This window comes from Methylobacterium sp. 142-1Y (assembly GCF_057747795.1).
Genome location: NZ_CM173224.1, coordinates 3,700,124 through 3,717,399 on the forward strand (window position 1 = coordinate 3,700,124; position 17,276 = coordinate 3,717,399).

A 17,276-nucleotide genomic window follows, 5' to 3' on the forward strand; every position below is an offset into this window, starting at 1 on the left:
TTGGGCGGTCAAACAGGCACTTCAGATCAGCTTCAACCCGCGGAAGCTCGCATGGCCGTCCCGGCCGACGATGATGTGGTCGTGCACCACGATCCCGAGGGGCCCGGCCACCGCGATGATGTCGCGGGTCATCTTGATGTCGGCCTGAGACGGGGTCGGATCGCCGGACGGGTGGTTGTGGACCAGGATGAGCGCCGTGGCGGAGAGTTCGAGCGCCCGGCGCACCACCTCGCGGGGATAGACCGGGGTGTGATCGACGGTGCCGCGGCCCTGCACCTCGTCGGCGATCAGGCGGTTGCGCTTGTCGAGGAAAAGCAGCCGGAACTCTTCCCGCTGCGCGAAGGCCATGGCGGCGCGGCAATAGTCGATCACCGCGGCCCAGGACGAGAGCAGCGTCCGCTCTGCCACCGCGCCGCGGGCGAGCCGCCGCCCGGCCGCCTCCATGATCTTGAGGTCGGTGACCACCGACGGCCCGATCCCGTCGATCTCGAGCAAGCGCTCGGCGGGAGCGCTGATCACCTCGGCGAAGCTGCCGAAGCGGGCGATCAGCGCCTTGGCGATCGGCTTGACGTCCCGGCGCGGGATGGCCCGGAACAGCACCAGTTCCAGGAACTCGTAATCCGGCAGCGTGTCGCCCTGCGCGAAACGGGCGCGCAGCCGGTCGCGGTGGCCGTGGTAATGCGGCTCTTCGGCCTTTTCGTGGACCTTGCCGTCCTGCGCCTTGAGGCCGGGTTCCGGCCCGCCGGCCTCCGCGAAACCGGGGGTGGTGCGGCGGGCCATGGCCGTCAGGCGGCGACGGTGTCGCGCGGCTTGTCCAGCCCCTTGGGCGAGAGGGTGAAGATCTCGACGCCGGTCTCGGTCACCGCCACCGTGTGCTCGAACTGGGCTGAGAGCGAACGGTCGCGGGTCACGGCGGTCCAGCCGTCGGCCAGCACCTTCACGGCCGGGCGGCCGAGATTGATCATCGGTTCGACGGTGAAGAACTGCCCGGGCTTCAGGGCGACGCTGTAGCTCGGCTCGACGTAGTGCAGGATGGTCGGCGCGTCGTGATAGGTGCGGCCGAGGCCGTGGCCGCAGAAATCGCGCACCACCGAGCAGCGCTCGGCTTCGGCAAAAGCCTGGATCGCCGCGCCGATGTCGTTGGTGGTGCCGCCCGGCTTGATCGCCGCGATGCCGCGCATCATCGCCTCGTGGGTGATCTCGCACAGGCGCGCGGCCTTGCGCGGCACCTCGCCGACATAGGCCATGCGGCTCGAATCGCCGTGCCAGCCATCGACGATCAGGCAGATGTCGAGGTTGACGATGTCGCCCTCGCGCAGGGGCTTGTCGTTCGGGATGCCGTGGCAGACGACGTGATTGATCGAGGTGCAGATCGATTTCGGATAGCCGCGGTAATGCAGCGAGGCGGGATAAGCGCCGTGATCCATCGCGAAGGTGTAGGCGAGGCGGTCGAGCGCCTCGGTGGTGACGCCCGGCGCCACCGCCTCCATCAGCAGGTCCAGGGCCTCGGCGGTCAGCCGTCCGGCCTTGCGCATCGCCGCGAAGGCCTCGGGGCCGTGGATCGGCGGCTCCTGCCGGCGGCTGTCCTTGACCGCACTCTGCTCGTCACGACTCATCGGGGGCCCGGGATAGGATGCTGGCAGCGCTCTGGATGGCTTTCGATGTAGGCGCTTCCGGCCCCGAAGCCAAGGAGGCACGATTGGGGGAAGGGGCGTCTCAGCGCGGATCGACCCAGGCGCGCGGCCGGGCCGGCGCCGCGGCGGGCGCCCGTTGCGCGACCCGCACCGGCCGCGCCGCGGCCTGGCGCACCGCGTGGTGGCGCCGCACCCGGCGGCCGGCCCGGCGGTGGCCCCTCGCCGATTCGCCCCAGGCGGCGCCGACGACCCCGCCCACCACCGCGCCGATCGGCCCGGCGACGAGGGCGCCCGCCACCGCACCGGCCCCGGCGCCGACCACGGTGCGGCTCTGGGCCTGGGCCGCGGTGGCGCCGAGCGTGGTCGCGCCGCTGAGGGCGAGGAGGAGGGCGAGCCTCGGCAGGAAGCGGGTCACGGGCGATCCTCTCGTGGTCATGAAACCGGTCGGGCGCCCCGATGTCGCAAGACCATGACGAAACCGCGGCGCGTGCGCCGCGCCGGCCCGAACCCCTAGGCGCGGCGGCCCCGAGGGGCTAGGAGAACACGATCTTCCGAGGGCATCTTGCCCCGCAAAGCCAGGAACTCTGAGGCGATGGCAGACAAGGCGGTCCCGCACTTCCACAACCAGGACGGCGTTCCGGTCATCCAGGTCGGCTCGAAGGAGTTCATGTGCATCGGCGCGCTGCCGCCGTTCGACCATCCCCACGTCTTCCTCGACATGGGCGCCGACGACGAGATCATCTGCCAGTATTGCTCGACGCTGTACCGCTACAACCCGGCCCTGAAGGCCGGCACGGCGGAGCCGGCCGCGAGCGTCTGGGACGACCGCGCCCGCCTCGCCGCCGAGTAGACCTTGGCATCGAGCTATCTGCCGGGGAACCGACCGGTCCCGGACCGGCCGGGCCTGCGCATCGCGATCGTCGGGGCCGGCATCGGCGGGCTCACGGCGGCCCTCGCCTTGAGCGCCCGCGGGCACGACGTCACCTTGGTCGAGCGCCGCACCGCCTTCAGCGAGGTCGGGGCGGGCCTGCAGCTCTCGCCCAATGCCAGCCGGATCCTGACCGAGCTCGGCCTCGGGCTGCCCCTGCGCCGCGTTGCCGGCGAGCCGGCCCGGGTGCGGATCCGGAGCCTGACGCATGCCCGCGCGATCGGCGAGATCGCACTCGGCGAGGCCATGCGCGAGCGCTTCGGCGCGCCCTACTGGGTGGTGCATCGGGCCGACCTCCAGACCATCCTGCTCGAGGCCGCCCGCGGCCGGCCGGGCATCCGGCTCCTGATCGGCCGCGCCGTCACCGGGGTGCAGGAAGCTGCGTCGGGCACCACCCTGACGCTCGCCAGCGACGGCGGCCGCACCGAGACCCTCGACTCCGACCTCGTGGTGGCGGCCGACGGGGTGCGCTCGTCCCTGCGGGCCCGGCTCGACCGGCGCCCGTTGCGCCCCCGCGGCGAATCCGCTTGGCGCGCCACCCTCCCCCGCGAGGCGGTACCGCCCGAGTTCCTGGCCGACGAGACCGGCCTGTGGCTCGGCCCCGGCCGGCACGTGGTGCATTACCCGATCAATGGCGGGCGCCGGCTCAACCTCGTGGCGGTCGTGCCGGACAAGGAGCGCAGCGAGGATTGGGGCGCCCGCGGCGAGCCCTCCCGCCTGCGCGCCGCCTTCGCCGACGCCGCCCCGCCGCTCTCCGGCCTGCTCGCCCGGCCCGAATCCTGGCTGGTCTGGTCCCTGGTCGACCGCCCGGCGGCCCGCCCGATGGCCCGCGGCCGGATCGCGCTGCTCGGCGACGCCGCCCATCCGGTGCTGCCGTTCCTGGCGCAAGGCGCGGCCCTGGCGATCGAGGATGCCGCGGTGCTCGCCGCCTGCCTCGACCCCGGCGATTCCGTGCCGGCGGCGCTGTCCCGCTACGCCAAGGCCCGGGCCGAGCGGGTCGCCACCATCCAGGCGCACGCTCGCCGCAACGGCCGGATCTACCACGCCGGCACCCTGGTCTCGGCCGCCCGCGACGTGGTGATGGGGCGCTTGGGTGCGGAGCAGATGACCGAGCGCTATGCGTGGCTCTACGGCTGGCGGCCGCTCGGGCCGGCGTGAACAAAGCTGCCCGGGAAATAGACCTCCACAACCAAATGCGGAATCCCTCTCCCACACGGGCGACTGCGTTCAACCATCTTGATCCGACACGTCTCCCCGCTTGAAAGTCGCGCGCCTCCCCTCCCCCTTGTGGGGAGGGGTATGGGGGTGGGGGTGGTGCCGGATAGAGCGAGGCGGTGCCTCCTGCACCACCCCCACCCCTAACCCCTCCCCACAAGGGGGAGGGGAAAGCGCCATTCTTTTAACCGGACAGCCTTGCGGCTCAGAGCCCTTGATCTGCGCCCCGCACCCCGCTAACCCGGACGGGCTGGGCTAAGCACCCGCGCGGACGTGGCGGAATCGGTAGACGCACGAGACTTAAAATCTTGCGACCTCTGGTCGTGCGGGTTCGAGTCCCGCCGTCCGCACCAAGTGCTCGTTTCAACACTACGAAATGCGGCATAGAATCGAACAAAGCCACGGATAAATCTGGACCCCGCTGCGGACGGCTCCTCTGGAAAAAAGCAGCTAACTAATATTAATATTTTGGCGCATATTAGAAGCAATAAAGAAAATAAATTTTAATAAAATTAGACTTTATTTTATAAATTGCGATGTATGATTTATTTTGAGGTATGATTGTTTGCATTCATATCGATGCGACATATTTCCCCAAGATCGCTCCAATAACAGTGAAGGCGTTGTTTGTTATATTTTATACGAGCGCTGCAATGTCAAGAAATACTTAATGACTCGGAACCAGAGCCTCCGACCCAGATCGTAAAGGCGATAGAATTTCGAAAGGTGATAAAAGTTATGAGCGTCCCTGAAGAAAGAATACCGATAGGAAAAACATTCAGTCGGCGGGAAGCAGTAGAAGCTCAAATTAACGCGGCAATTTTTCTATTCTTCAGCGGGAATTACCCCGCCGCTGTAAATTTGGCCTTAGCCGCAGAGGATGCTATGCCAGAATCGGAAGAGCCATACATATTTCTTGTTATCCAGAAACACAGCAACGAAATGTCAAAGGAGATAAATGGGTTAAAAAATTGGCTAAAACATAAGAAAGACGAGGAATATATCAACATCAGAGAGTTTGAGGTTGTCCTAGCAATTGATAGATCAGTTAGTAAATTCATTGCGGTTTATAAAAACACCACAAAAAATCATGGATATATATTTTCAGTGGCGGAAAATCCATGGATACTAATTTTGTTCAAATAACATTTACATTTAGAGCGCCTATATAAACCGCCTTCGCTCCTGCTATTTCAACCACTTAGCGGGTGCCGGGGCGGGTTAAGTTAGGGGCTCTTATATATGTCAGCGTTTTTTATTGAGTGTGCGACCTATTAAATAATACATTATAATTTTATTCTGCAAACGTCGCATTCGCGCCTCAATCGATCGCGACATCAATTATTTTATCAACTTTAGCCAATTGATCTTCATTAAATCTAGAAAGCTTTGTATATATTTTAGAAAGTATGCGCGCCCTTTCTCCGTTTGCAGACACAATTGGCCCTTCGCCGAAGAAGGCACTCTCAGGAAAATTCAATATTTCTGCGAGCCTTTCGATAGTGGAAAATGACGGAGAGGCTACTCCACGCTCGATCTTACTGATCATCTCCATAGAAAGTGCCGTTTTCTCCGCGAGATCAGCTTGCGTCAAGCGTCGCGATTTACGGCAATTTCGTAAGTTTGTTCCGAAAATGACTGCAAGGGACACGCGCTACCTCCGCGCAGCGACCCTCTGCGGGGGAGGCCAATGGCTGAAGGGAATGGTGTTGCGATCAGCGTGATATAAGTAATATAATTACTAAAATTGCGATGTACGCATAAGGATTACGGGTCATGCCCGATTGGGTCTGGAGCCCCCTCCGATGGGCGTTGGTTGCCGTAGCTGTCTCCCCCATCGCGCTCGCCCTCGGCTGGGCGCTGATCGAAGGGCTCCTCCTCCCCCGCCTGATCCCGCGCGAGGCCATCGACGCGCTCGCCGAAACGACGATGCGGGAGCATCCCGAAGATCCGGAGGGCTGGGCGTTCCGGGAGGAGCACGCGGCCTGGGTCCGCAGCCGGGCGGTCGAGCAGGGACGATGGCGTCGGGTGCGGCGGCGGATCAGGGCGAGGATGCGGGAGGAAGAGGCGTCGCGCGCGGCGTGGAATCGAGGCGGCGTGTGAGGCGGAGCAGGTCTCCGCCTTCCCTTGGGGCAGGGCTATCCGGGGGAAGGTGTGCCGCACCTCCCCTCTCCAGGCGATGCCGGGCAAGCCCGGCATCGCCTGGAGAGGGGGTCCCGCGCTTGATGTTAAAGAAAAGTTTTCCCGGACATCCCTGCCGCAGAGGGTGGAGGGTTCGGGCGCGGCGGCCGTCGCTCCCGCATCGCGCCGATCACCCGGACCACCGCCTTCCGCACCTCCTCGAGGACCAGCACGAGGCTGGCGACGGCGGTGCAGAACAGCCAGTCGCCGGCGCTCAGGGGCACGGTCGAAAAGCCCCGCTGGAGCACGGGAAGGGAGACGACGGCGACCTGGAGCAGGAGCGAGACGCCGATCGCGGCCCAGAGCCAGCGGTTCCGGAACAGGCCGGCAAAGGCGCTCGCCTGCGCCGAGCGGGCGTTGAGGGTGTTGAAGAGCTGGCACAGGACGAGGGTCGTGAAGGTCATCGTCTGCGCGTAGGCCAGGCTGCCCTGACCCGCGACGAGCCCGCCGGGCAGGCAGGCATCGAGCACGAACAGGCTGCACCCCGCGGTCACGAGGCCGACGAAGCCGAGGCTCCAGGCCATCGCGCCGGTCAGCACGCCCTCGGCCCGGGGGCGCGGCGGTTGCATCATCGCGTCCGGATCCGCCGGGTCGAGCGCGAGGGCCAGGGCCGGGGCGCCGTCGGTGACGAAGTTGATCCACAGGATCTGCGTCGCCAGGAGCGGCAGCACCAGTGCGCCGGACGCGGCGGGCAGGCCGAGGACGGGGGCCAGCACCACGCCGAGGGCCATCGTCGCCACCTCGCCGAGATTCGACGACAGCAGGTAGCGCAGCACCTTGCGGATGTTGGCAAAGATCGCCCGCCCCTCCTCGATCGCCGCCACGATGGTGGCGAAGTTGTCGTCGGCGAGCACGATGTCGGCGGCCTCGCGGGAGACGTCGGTGCCGGTCACCCCCATGGCGATGCCGATCTCCGCCGCCTTCAGGGCGGGGGCGTCGTTCACGCCGTCGCCGGTCATGGCGACGACGAGGCCGTTGCGCTGGAGCGCCCGGACGATTCCCAGCTTGTGCGCGGGCGCGACGCGGGCATAGACCGAGACATGGCGCACCGCCGCGGCGAGGGCCTCCGGCGACAGCGCGTCGAGCTGCGCCCCGGTGAGGACGGTGCCGTCGCCCGGGAGGCCGATCTCGGCCGCGACCGCGGCGGCGGTGCGCGGATCGTCCCCCGTCAGCATGATCGGCCGGATACCGGCGGCGAGCGCCCGGGCCACCGCTGCGCGCGCCTCCGGGCGGGGCGGATCGCTCATGCCGATCAGGCCGAGGAAGACGAGATCCCGCTCGATCGATTCGTCCGGCGCCGCGTCGTCGCCCGCCGGCAGGGAGCGGTCGGCGACGCCCAAGGTCCGCAGGCCGCGTCCGGCGAGCCCTGCGCCGGCAGCCAGGATCGCCTCGCGCCGCTCCGGCGTGAGCGGCCGGTCCCGCCCGTCGGCGCGCTCGTGGGTGCAGCGCGCCAGCACCGTGTCGGGGGCGCCCTTCACGGCGACGAGCCGGCGCCCGTCGTCGCGGTGGAGCGTGCTCATCCGCCGGCGCTCGGACGAGAACGGAATCTCGGCGAGGCGGGCGAAGCGGCGCGCGAGGGCGTCGGGATCGAGCCCGGCCGCCTGCGCGGCGAGGAGCAGGGCCCCTTCGGTCGGATCGCCCTGGATGGTCCAGGCGCCGTCGCGCCGTTGCAGCACGGCGTCGTTGGCGAGCGCGCCCGCGCGCAAGGCCCGCTCCACCTCGCGGCGGCGCGCCTCGTCGCGGTCGAGGCCGGCCGGGGCGGGATCGAACGCGGTGGGTCCGCTCGCGGTCAGAACCGTGCGGACCGCCATCCGGTTGCGGGTGAGCGTGCCGGTCTTGTCGGAGGCAATCACCTCGGCCGAGCCCAGGGTCTCCACCGCCGCGAGCCGGCGCACGATCGCCCGCCGCCGCGCCATGCGCAGCACGCCGAGGGAGAGGGACGCGGTCACGACCGCCGGCAGGCCCTCCGGGACCGCCGCCACCGCGAGTGCCACCGCCAGGATCAGCGTATCGAGCAGGGCCGGAAGCGTCCGGACCCGGTCCGCCAGGATGATGGTCGCCGCCAGGGCGGCGGCGATGGCGAGGACCGCCAGCCCGAGCCGCCGGCCGAGCCGGGCGAGCGCCGCCTGGAGCGGGGTGGCCTCCTCCGGCGTCTCGTCGAGCAGGCCGGCGATGCGCCCGAGCTCGGTCCGCATCCCGGTCGCCGTCACCACGCCCACGCCCCGCCCGGCCGCGACCGTGGTGCCGCTGAACACCAGGGTGCGACGCTCCGCCAGGCTCGCGTCACCGGCGAGCGGCGCGGTGTCCTTTGGCACCGGCAGGCTCTCGCCGGTCAGGGCGGCCTCGTTCGTGCGCAAGGCGCTCGCCGCGATCAGGCGAGCATCGGCGGGGATCGCGTCGCCTTCCTCGATCCGGACGATGTCGCCGGGCACCAGCCCGGTCGCCGGGATCTCCTCCCGCCTCCCCTCGCGGACGACCCGGGCCCGGGCCGCCGATAGCCGCCGCAGGGCCGCGATGGCCTGCATCGCCCGCGCCTCCTGGACGTAGCCCATCGCACCGTTGAGGAGCACGATGCCCAGGATGGCGAGAGCCTCGAAGGGCAGGCTCGCTCTCCCTGTCCCCGCCCGCACCGAGTCCTGGAGCCAGACGCCCGCCGAGACGAGGGCGGCGGCCACGAGCAGCAGCACCAGCGGATCGGTGAATTGCGCCATCAGCCGGCGCCAGGCCGGAACCGGCGGCCGGGCGCGGAGCGCATTCGGGCCGAAGCGCTCCGCCCGGGCGCGCACCGCGTCGCGGCTCAGGCCGGAGGCGGGATCGACACCGAGGGCAGCCAGGACCGCGTCCGTGGACAGGCCTTCGGGCGCACCCGGGCCGGCATGGGGACGGGCCGTCGTCGTCTGCTCGCTCACCCGATCCCTCCCTCGGCCGATCTCCAGGCGGCGCCCGCCCACACTCGATGCGTGACGGGGCTGGGTGTCGTTGATCCAGGGCAACAGGGGCGGATGGCCCGTCGGCGTGAGCCCGGCTCGCAGGACGCCGAGTCCTTGGGGCGCGTGCCGCCCCGGCAGAACGAGCGCCTCCCGCCCCGCTTGACCAACCGGCCGGTCGGTCAATAATGGGAGCATAACGAAGGGAGGACGCCATGCGGCTGGAGAGCTACGTCCAGGGACGCTGGATCGCGCCGGGGGGAGACTGGACCGGCATCCGCAGCGCCGTGACCGGCGCGGTGGTGGCGGAGGTCGGCGGCGGCGGTCTCGATATGGCCGAGGTGCTGGACCATGCCCGCCGGGTCGGCGGTCCGGCCTTGCGCCGCCTCACCTTCCACCAGCGCGCCGAGATGCTGAAGCGGCTCGCCACCTATCTCAACGAGCGCCGGGACGGGCTCTACGCCCTGTCGCACCAGACCGGGGCGACCCGCGCCGACAACCTGATCGACATCGACGGCGGAATCGGCACTCTCTTCGTCTACGCCTCGAAGGGGCGGCGCGAATTGCCGAACGCCACATTCCTGATCGACGGAGCGGTGGAGCCGCTGTCGCGGGGCGGCAGCTTCGTCGGGCGCCACGTGATGACGGCGCGGAGAGGCTGCGCCGTCCACATCAACGCCTTCAACTTCCCGTGCTGGGGCCTGCTCGAGAAGCTCGCGCCCGCGATCCTCGCCGGCGTGCCGGTGGTGACGAAGCCTGCAACCATCACGTCTTACGTCGCCCACGCGCTGGTGCGGCTGATCGCCGAATCCGGCATCCTGCCCGAGGGCGCGCTGCAATGCGTGGTCGGCCCGACCGGCGACCTGTTCGATCACCTGACCGGCCAGGACGTGGTGTCGTTCACCGGCTCGGCCGAGACCGCGCAGACTCTCCAGCGCCATCCGGTCATCGCCCGCGAGGCGGTGCATTTCGTCGCCGAGCGCGACTCGCTCAACGCGGCGATCCTCGGCCCCGATGCCGGGCCCGGCACGCCGGAATTCGACCTCTACGTCAAGGAGGTCGCCAAGGAGATGACCGTCAAGGCCGGGCAGAAATGCACGGCGATCCGCCGGGCGCTGGCGCCGCGCCAGCATGTGCCGGCGGTGATCGAGGCGCTCAAGCAGCGCCTCGCCGGGGTCACGATCGGCGATCCCGCCCGCGAGGACGTGCGGATGGGCCCTGTGGTCGGCCTGTCGCAGCGCCGCGACGTGCTCGCCCGGGTCGAGGCCTTGCGGGGGGAGGCCGAGCTGGTCTTCGGCGATCCGGCGCGCCTCGCGGTGGCGGGGGCGGATCCTGAGACCGGCGCCTTCCTGCCGCCGATGCTGCTCCACTGCGCCGACCCGCTCCGGGCCCGGCAGGTGCATGAGCTGGAGGCCTTCGGCCCGGTCTGCACCGTGATGGGCTATGACGGGCTGGAGGCGGCGGCGGCGCTCGCCAATCGCGGCGGAGGGAGCCTCGTCGCCTCGCTCTACACCCACGACCCGGCGGCGGCGGCGGAACTGGTCTTCGGCGTCAGTCCCTATCACGGTCGCCTCGTCGTCCTCGACCGCGACTGCGCCAAGGAGCAGACCGGCCACGGCTCGCCGATGCCGCACATGATGCATGGCGGCCCCGGCCGGGCCGGCGGCGGCGAGGAGCTGGGCGGCGTGCGGGCCTTGTCCCACTACATGCAGCGCACGGCGCTGCAGGGCTCGCCCGCGATGCTGACCCGGATCACCCAGAGCTGGATCAAGGGCGCGCCGGAAACAATCCTGCCCGAGCACCCGTTCCGCTGCCACTTCGAGGACCTGGAGATCGGCCGCAGCTTCCACTCGGCCGAGCGGGTGATCACGCTTCAGGACATCGAGCATTTCGCTCGATTCACCGGCGACACCTTCTACGCCCATATGAGCGAGGAGGCGACGAAGGGGCACCCGTTCTTCCCCGGCCGGGTGGCGCACGGCTACCTGCTCCTGTCCTTCGCCGCCGGCCTGTTCGTCGATCCCGATCCGGGCCCGGTTCTCGCCAATTACGGGCTCGACTCGTTGCGCTTCCTCAAGCCGATCCAGCCCGGCGAGGCGATCCGGGTGCGGCTCACCGCCAAGGAGAAGTCGCCGCGCAACGCGCAATACGGCGAGGTGCGGTGGGACGTGGAGATCCGGACGGCCGCCGACGAAACGGCGGCGACCTACGAATTGCTGACGATGAACGCGATGCGGGGAGCGTGAGCGCGCAGTTCGTCCTCAATCCGGCACCGTGATCCCGCGCAAATCCGCCTTCGGCTCGGGAAATCGCGGGTCCATCGCTTCCAGCGTGCCGGCGATCAGCCGGGCCACCGCGAGGTTGCGGAACCACTTGCGGTTGGCCGGCACCACGTGCCAGGGCGCGAGCCGCGTGCCGCAGAGCGTCAGCGCGTCCTGGAACGCCGCCTGGTAGGAATCCCAGGCCTCGCGCTCGACGAGGTCGGCGGGGTCGAACTTCCAGTTCTTGGTCGGGTCGGCGAGGCGGCTCTCGAGCCGCTCCTTCTGCTCCGCCTTCGAGATGTGCAGGAAGATCTTGAGCACCGTGGTGCCCGAGAGGGTGAGCAGGCGCTCGAAATCGTTGATGAGGTCGTAGCGCGGCCGCCACAGCGCCTCGGGCACCAGCTGCTTGACCCGGACGATCAGCACGTCCTCGTAATGGCTGCGGTTGAACACCCCGATCATGCCGCGGGCCGGCACCTCGCGGTGGTAGCGCCAGAGGAAATCGTGGTCGAGCTCTTCGGCGCTCGGCGTCTTGAACGACGACACCCGGCACCCTTGCGGGTTCACGCCCTCGAAGACGTGGCGGATCGTCCCGTCCTTGCCGCCGGTATCGATCGCCTGGAGCACCACCAGCAGGCTGCGCTTGCGCTCGGCATAGAGCCGTTCCTGCAGCGCCTGGATGCGGGCGCGCACCTCGACCAGCTCGGCTTCCGCCGCCGCCTTGCCGTCGGAGGAACCCGGCGCGTCCGGGTCGATCTCGGCGAGCCGGCACGGCGCCTCGGGCCGGAACTGGACGATTCCCGGCGGCGGGACCGGGATCGTCGCGCCGTGCTCGGCGAGGAAGCCCGGGCTCGCCTCCGCCAGCGATCCGGCCTCGCTCGCCCAGGCGGCGGAGGACGGGCGCGGATGGCCGGGGAGCGAAACCGGCTTGTCTTTCGGGTTCTTCTTCGACATCGGGAAGCGGGGACTCCGGCAGGGACGGCTTCGTGCGACGGATGACAGCAAGATCAACGGCGGCCAAGCGGGGCCGTTCCGCGAGGTGCGACCGGTGACGCGCGCGCCGCTCTACTTCGTGCGCCACGGCGAGACCGACTGGAACGCCGAAGGCCGCCTCCAGGGACAGCGCGACACGGCCCTCAACCGCAAGGGCCACGCCCAGGCCGCGGAGGCCGGCGAACGTCTGGCGGCCCTGCTGGGCACCGGCATCGGCGACCTGCCCTATGTCGCCAGCCCGATGGAGCGCACCCGGCACACCATGGAGGGCCTGCGCACTGCGCTCGGCCTCGATCCCGCCGGCTACACGATCGATCCGCGCCTGCGCGAGATCGGCTTCGGCGCCTGGGAGGGCCTGACCTGGAAGGAGGTCCGGCGCTCGGACCCGGCCCGGTCCCAGGCCCGCGACCGCGACCGCTGGGCCTTTTGCCCGCCGGGCGAGGGCGCCGAGAGCTACGCCATGGTGGCCGAGCGGGTGCGCCCGCTCCTCGACTCCCTCGACCGCCCGACCATCGTCGTGGCGCATGGCGGCGTCGCCCGGGCGGTCATGGTGGCGTTGGGGACGGCCTCGACCGAGGAGGCGCCCCACCTGGAGATCCTCCAGGGCCGAGTCCTGGTCTTCGAGGCCGGCACCCGGCGCTGGGCCTGAGGACCCGGATTTCTGCCCGGGCGTGCCTTGAACCGGCCCCGGTTCTCGTCCACCTCCCGCCTGCCCGAGATCGGGACGCATGCGGCACGAGAGCCCGGTTCCGGCCCTGTGCCTTGATGTCAACGGCCCGCCCGGGCCAGCGGAGTCGCTTGATGAACCACACCGCCGGGACCGTCCGCACGCCCACCGGGACGAGCCAGCCGGTCGTCCCGCCCGCAGGCGCGGCGGTGCTCCGCGGCCCCGTACGGCCGGACCTGATCCGCGACGAGGTGCTGGCCGAGGTCTTTCGCGACACCGCCCGGGCGCGGCCCGACCACGCCGCGCTCATCGACGCGGCGAGCGGCACCGATCAGGCCTCGCGCGCCCGCCTGTCCTATGCCGAGGTCGACCGGCGCTCGGACGCGATCGCCTCGGGCCTCGCTTCACGCGGCATCAAGCCCGGCGACGTGGTCGGCCTGTGGATGGCGCGCTCGCCCGACCTGCTGGTGGCGCAGATCGGCATCACCAAGGCCGGCGCCGCCTGGCTGCCCTTCGACGCCGAGGCGCCCTCGGACCGGGTCGCTATCTGCCTGAAGGATGCCGAGGCGAAAGCCCTGGTGACGTCCGCGGCGCTCAAGGACAAGGCGCCGACCGAGGCCTGCCCGGCCCTGACCCCGGACGAGATCGCCGCCCAGGCGAGCGGCCCGGCGCCGGACCTGCGGGCCGCCGGCCTCACCCCCGAGCACCCGGCCTACCTGATCTACACCTCGGGCTCGACCGGCGTGCCGAAGGGCATCGTCATCAGCCACCGCAACATCTGCCACTTCCTGCGCTCGGCCAACGACCTCTACGGCGTCACGGGCGACGACGTGGTGTTCCAGGGTGCGTCCGTCGCCTTCGATCTCTCGATGGAGGAGATCTGGGTTCCGTATCTGGCCGGCGCGACCCTGTTCGTGGCGAGCCCGGCCCAGATGGGCGATGCCGAGGCCCTGCCCGACATCCTGATCGAGGCCGGCATCACCGTCCTCGACACGGTGCCGACCCTGCTCGGCCTGATGACCAAGGACGTGCCCGCCTTGCGGCTGATCCTGCTCGGCGGCGAGGCTCTCCCCGAGCCGCTCATCGCCCGCTGGGCCACCGGCTCGCGAAAGCTGTTCAACACCTACGGGCCGACAGAGGCGACCGTGGTGGCGACCGCCGCCGAGATGAAGCCCGGCGACCCCGTCACGATCGGCGGGCCGATCGCCAACTACACCGCCTACATCGCCGACGAGGCCCTGAACCTGGTCGGGCCCGGCGTGCAGGGCGAACTCCTGATCGGCGGTCCCGGCATCGCCAAGGGCTACCTCGCCCGGCCGGAACTGACGGCGGAAAAGTTCGTCGCCAACCCGTATGGCGGCAATAGTTCGGACCCGGTGCTCTATCGCTCGGGCGACGCGGTCTCGCTGGATCACGCCGGCCGCATCGTCTTCCACGGCCGCATCGACGACCAAGTGAAGGTTCGCGGCTTCCGGGTCGAGCTCGGCGAGATCGAATCGCGGATCCGGGTGCAGCCGGGCATCGCCTCGGCGGCGGTGGTGCTGCGCCAGGATGACGGCGTCGACCGGCTCGTCGCCTTCGTGGTTCCCGAGCGGGGCGCCGAGTTCGATCGCGGCCGGCTGCGTTCGGCGCTCGCCGAGACGATGCCGCCCTACATGATCCCGGCGCATTTCGAGGTGGTGGAGAGCCTGCCCGTGCTCGCCGCCTCCGGCAAGGTCGACCGCAAGGCGCTTCGCGCTCGGCCGCTCGCCGTGGTCGAGACCTCCGGCGAGCAGGAGGAGCCCCGCGACGAGACGGAAGCCGCTTTGCTCGCCGCCGCCCACACGGTGTTCGGCAACCAGCCGATCCCGTTCGAGGCCGACTTCTTCAACGATCTCGGCGGGCACTCGCTGCTCGCCGCGCGCTTCGTCTCGGCGGTGCGCACGGTGCCGGCGCTCGCCGCCATCACCCTCCAGGACGTCTATAACGGCCGCACCTTGCGGGCGATGTCCGAGACCCTGATCGAGCGGACCGGCGGCGCGGGCGCGGCGGCCGCGACCCACGACCTGTCGTTCGCGCCGCCGCCGCTCATGCGCCGCTTCCTGTGCGGCCTGGCGCAAGCCGCCGTGCTGCCCTTCGTGATCGCGCTCGCCACCGCGCAGTGGCTCGGCATCTTCGTCACCTACCTGCTCATCACCGGCGGAGAACTCGGCTTCTTCTCCGAGATGGCGGTGCTGCTGCTGGTCTATATCGGCCTCAACGCCGCCACGGCGCTGATCGCCATCGCGGTGAAGTGGCTGGTGCTGGGGCGGACGAAACCCGGACGCTATCCGCTCTGGGGCACCTACTATTTCCGCTGGTGGCTGACCCAGCGCCTGACGCCGCTGGTCCACGTCAAGTGGCTCCAGGGCTCGCCGATGATCCGCATCTACCTGCGGCTGCTCGGGGCCAAGATCGGCGAGGACGCGCTGATCTCCGACATCGAGATCGGCGCGCCGGACCTCGTCAGCATCGGGCGCGGTGCCTCGCTCGGCGGCCGGCTGACGCTCGCCAATGCCGAGGTGGTCGGCAACGAGCTGATCATCGGACCCGTCTCGATCGGCGACGACGTCGCCATCGGCACCTCCTGCGTCGTCGGCTACGACACCCGCATCGAGGATCACGCGGAACTGGCCGACCTCACCACCGTGCCGTCGGGCACCGTGGTCGGCCGCGCCGAGGCCTGGGACGGTTCGCCCGGCCGCAAGGTCGGCATGGTCGATCTCTCGGACATCCATCCGGAGCCCGAGGTCTCGGGCCAGCGCCGGGCGGTGTTCTTCGCGATCTACGCCGTGCTGCTGGCGGCGATTCCGGCGGTCGGCCTGCTGCCGATCTTCCCGGCCTTCTACATCTTCGACCAGATCAGCGATTCGCTGGCGACGATGACCGACGTGGATTACCACTGGTACCTGCCGTTCCTGACCTGGCCGACGGCGATGCTGATGACCGCCGGCACGGTCGGGCTGATCGCCGGCATCCGCTGGCTGGTGCTGCCGCGCCTGCGCGAGGGCAGCTACTCGATCCATAGCGGCGTCTACCTGCGCAAATGGGCGGTGGCGCTCGCCGCCGAGGTGACGCTGGAAACCCTCTCGTCGCTCTTCGCCACGGTCTACATGCGGGCCTGGTACCGGCTGATGGGCGCCGGAATGGGCCAGGGCGCCGAGATCTCCACCAACCTCGCCGGCCGCTACGACCTCGCGGAAGTCGGCCCGCGCAACTTCATCGCCGACGAGGTCGTCTACGGCGAGGAGGAGGTGCGCCGCGGCGTGATGGAGCTGGCCCCGGTCCGCACCGGCGCCCGGGTCTTCGTCGGCAACGACGCGGTGGTGCCGCCCGGCGCCATCATCCCGGACGACGTGCTCATCGGCATCAAGTCGAAGCCGCCGGCCAACGACCGCATGGCGCCCGGCGAGACCTGGTTCGGCTCGCCGCCGATCAAGCTGCCGGTCCGCCAGAAGGTCGATCTCGGCCAGGCCCAGACCTTCGAGCCCGGGATCTGGCCGCGGGTCCGCCGCGGCGTGTTCGAGGCCTTCACCTCCTCGTTCTCGCCGATGCTGTTCATCACCTTCGCCATCCTGGCGATCGACTTCGTATTCTACCCGGCCATCCTCGCCGGCGACTGGTCGGGCCTCGCCATCAGCTTCGTCGCCACCAGCGTGGTGATCGCGGTGCTGCAGACCCTGGTGGTCATCGCCGTGAAGTGGCTGCTGATGGGCCGCTACGAGCCCGGCATGCACCCGATGTGGTCATGGTGGGCGATGCGCACCGAGGCGGTGGCGGTGATGTACTGGGGTCTCGCCGGCAAGGTGCTGCTCGAGCACCTGATGGGCACGCCGTTCCTGCCCTGGGTGCTGCGGCTGTTCGGCACCCGCACCGGCGAGGGGGTGTGCCTGCTCGCGACCGACATCACCGAGTTCGACTGCGTCACCATCGGCGACTTCGCCTCGGTCAACCGGATGTCGGCGCTCCAGACCCACCTCTACGAGGACCGGGTGATGAAGGTCGGCCGGGTCGAGGTCGGCCGCGGCGTCAGCGTCGGCGCCTTCGCGACGGTGCTCTACGACACCAAGGTCGGCGACTACGCCCAGCTGCGTCCGCTCACCATCGTGATGAAGGGCGAGAGCATCCCGGCCAATTCCCGCTGGGAGGGCGCGCCGGCGGTGCCGGTGGTGCATCAGGCGATGGCGGCGGAGTAGGGTCGCCACGCGCGAACCCTCCCCCCTCTGCGGGGGAGGGTGCCCGGCGGAGCCGGGCGGGAGAGGGGAACCACGGTTCCGGAATTGACTGAACCGCTCTGAAGGGCGCCCTCCCGACCACCGTCGCGCTGCCCCTCTCGGCGGGACTTCGTCCCGCTGCGCTCACTGCGTTCGCCACCCTCCCCCCGCAGAGGGGGTGAGGGTTGTTGCGCGGCGGCCGTCGCTCCCACTTGGTGAGGTCGGTCCGTTTGCCGGA

General features: G+C 69.5%; 13 protein-coding genes and 1 tRNA gene. 8 read left to right on the top strand and 6 right to left on the bottom strand.

What is annotated here, in order from left to right:
* Positions 1-21 precede the first annotated feature (21 nt).
* The 3 genes from radC to AC3AOF_RS16920 all read right to left on the bottom strand — a co-directional run bounded on the left by radC (position 22) and on the right by AC3AOF_RS16920 (position 2,049).
* Complete coding sequence (radC, locus tag AC3AOF_RS16910) at positions 22-780, bottom strand: RadC family protein (protein WP_236989747.1); 759 nt, start codon at positions 778-780, stop codon at positions 22-24.
* 5 nt (positions 781-785) lie between these two features.
* Positions 786-1,616 carry a type I methionyl aminopeptidase gene (gene map, locus AC3AOF_RS16915; protein ID WP_236989746.1) on the bottom strand — a complete coding sequence of 277 codons (831 nt, stop codon included), beginning with the start codon at positions 1,614-1,616 and terminating at the stop codon, positions 786-788.
* 100 nt (positions 1,617-1,716) lie between these two features.
* The gene (locus AC3AOF_RS16920) at positions 1,717-2,049 is read right to left on the bottom strand and encodes a DUF456 family protein (RefSeq protein ID WP_236989745.1); all 333 of its coding nucleotides are present in this window, start codon (positions 2,047-2,049) and stop codon (positions 1,717-1,719) included.
* 177 nt (positions 2,050-2,226) lie between these two features.
* Here AC3AOF_RS16920 and AC3AOF_RS16925 point away from each other — a divergent pair, with 177 nt between their 5' ends.
* The 4 genes from AC3AOF_RS16925 to AC3AOF_RS16940 all read left to right on the top strand — a co-directional run bounded on the left by AC3AOF_RS16925 (position 2,227) and on the right by AC3AOF_RS16940 (position 4,923).
* A complete protein-coding gene (locus AC3AOF_RS16925; protein ID WP_236989744.1) occupies positions 2,227-2,484 on the top strand; it encodes a zinc-finger domain-containing protein in 258 nt (85 codons plus the stop codon).
* Between the two features lie 18 nt (positions 2,485-2,502).
* Entirely contained in the window at positions 2,503-3,720 is a 1,218-nt protein-coding gene (locus AC3AOF_RS16930) for an FAD-dependent oxidoreductase (RefSeq protein WP_488349006.1), read from the top strand.
* A 324-nt stretch (positions 3,721-4,044) separates the two neighbouring features.
* A tRNA-Leu gene (locus AC3AOF_RS16935) sits at positions 4,045-4,130 on the top strand.
* Between the two features lie 385 nt (positions 4,131-4,515).
* The gene (locus AC3AOF_RS16940) at positions 4,516-4,923 is read left to right on the top strand and encodes a hypothetical protein (protein ID WP_488345962.1); all 408 of its coding nucleotides are present in this window, start codon (positions 4,516-4,518) and stop codon (positions 4,921-4,923) included.
* 175 nt (positions 4,924-5,098) lie between these two features.
* Here AC3AOF_RS16940 and AC3AOF_RS16945 read toward each other — a convergent pair whose 3' ends face one another.
* Complete coding sequence (locus AC3AOF_RS16945; RefSeq protein ID WP_488345963.1) at positions 5,099-5,428, bottom strand: helix-turn-helix domain-containing protein; 330 nt, start codon at positions 5,426-5,428, stop codon at positions 5,099-5,101.
* Between the two features lie 125 nt (positions 5,429-5,553).
* On the opposite strand from AC3AOF_RS16945, the gene AC3AOF_RS16950 reads away from it, so the two are divergent.
* Positions 5,554-5,880 carry a hypothetical protein gene (locus tag AC3AOF_RS16950; RefSeq protein ID WP_488345964.1) on the top strand — a complete coding sequence of 109 codons (327 nt, stop codon included), beginning with the start codon at positions 5,554-5,556 and terminating at the stop codon, positions 5,878-5,880.
* Between the two features lie 125 nt (positions 5,881-6,005).
* Here the strand turns inward: AC3AOF_RS16950 and AC3AOF_RS16955 are convergent, their stop codons facing one another.
* Complete coding sequence (locus AC3AOF_RS16955; protein WP_488345965.1) at positions 6,006-8,867, bottom strand: cation-translocating P-type ATPase; 2,862 nt, start codon at positions 8,865-8,867, stop codon at positions 6,006-6,008.
* A gap of 233 nt (positions 8,868-9,100) precedes the next feature.
* Here AC3AOF_RS16955 and paaZ point away from each other — a divergent pair, with 233 nt between their 5' ends.
* Positions 9,101-11,131: a phenylacetic acid degradation bifunctional protein PaaZ gene (gene paaZ / locus AC3AOF_RS16960; protein ID WP_488345966.1), complete on the top strand. Its 2,031-nt coding sequence runs from the start codon at positions 9,101-9,103 to the stop codon at positions 11,129-11,131.
* Between the two features lie 15 nt (positions 11,132-11,146).
* Here the strand turns inward: paaZ and AC3AOF_RS16965 are convergent, their stop codons facing one another.
* On the bottom strand, positions 11,147-12,100 hold the full coding sequence (locus tag AC3AOF_RS16965; RefSeq protein ID WP_236989738.1) for a polyphosphate kinase 2 family protein: 954 nt from the start codon (positions 12,098-12,100) through the stop codon (positions 11,147-11,149).
* Positions 12,101-12,194: 94 nt separating this feature from the next.
* Here AC3AOF_RS16965 and AC3AOF_RS16970 point away from each other — a divergent pair, with 94 nt between their 5' ends.
* Positions 12,195-12,788, top strand: a complete 594-nt coding sequence (locus AC3AOF_RS16970; protein WP_236989737.1) for a histidine phosphatase family protein — start codon at positions 12,195-12,197, stop codon at positions 12,786-12,788.
* A gap of 152 nt (positions 12,789-12,940) precedes the next feature.
* Positions 12,941-17,020, top strand: coding sequence for a Pls/PosA family non-ribosomal peptide synthetase (locus AC3AOF_RS16975; protein WP_236989736.1), 4,080 nt, complete (start codon positions 12,941-12,943; stop codon positions 17,018-17,020).
* Positions 17,021-17,276: the final 256 nt, after the last annotated feature.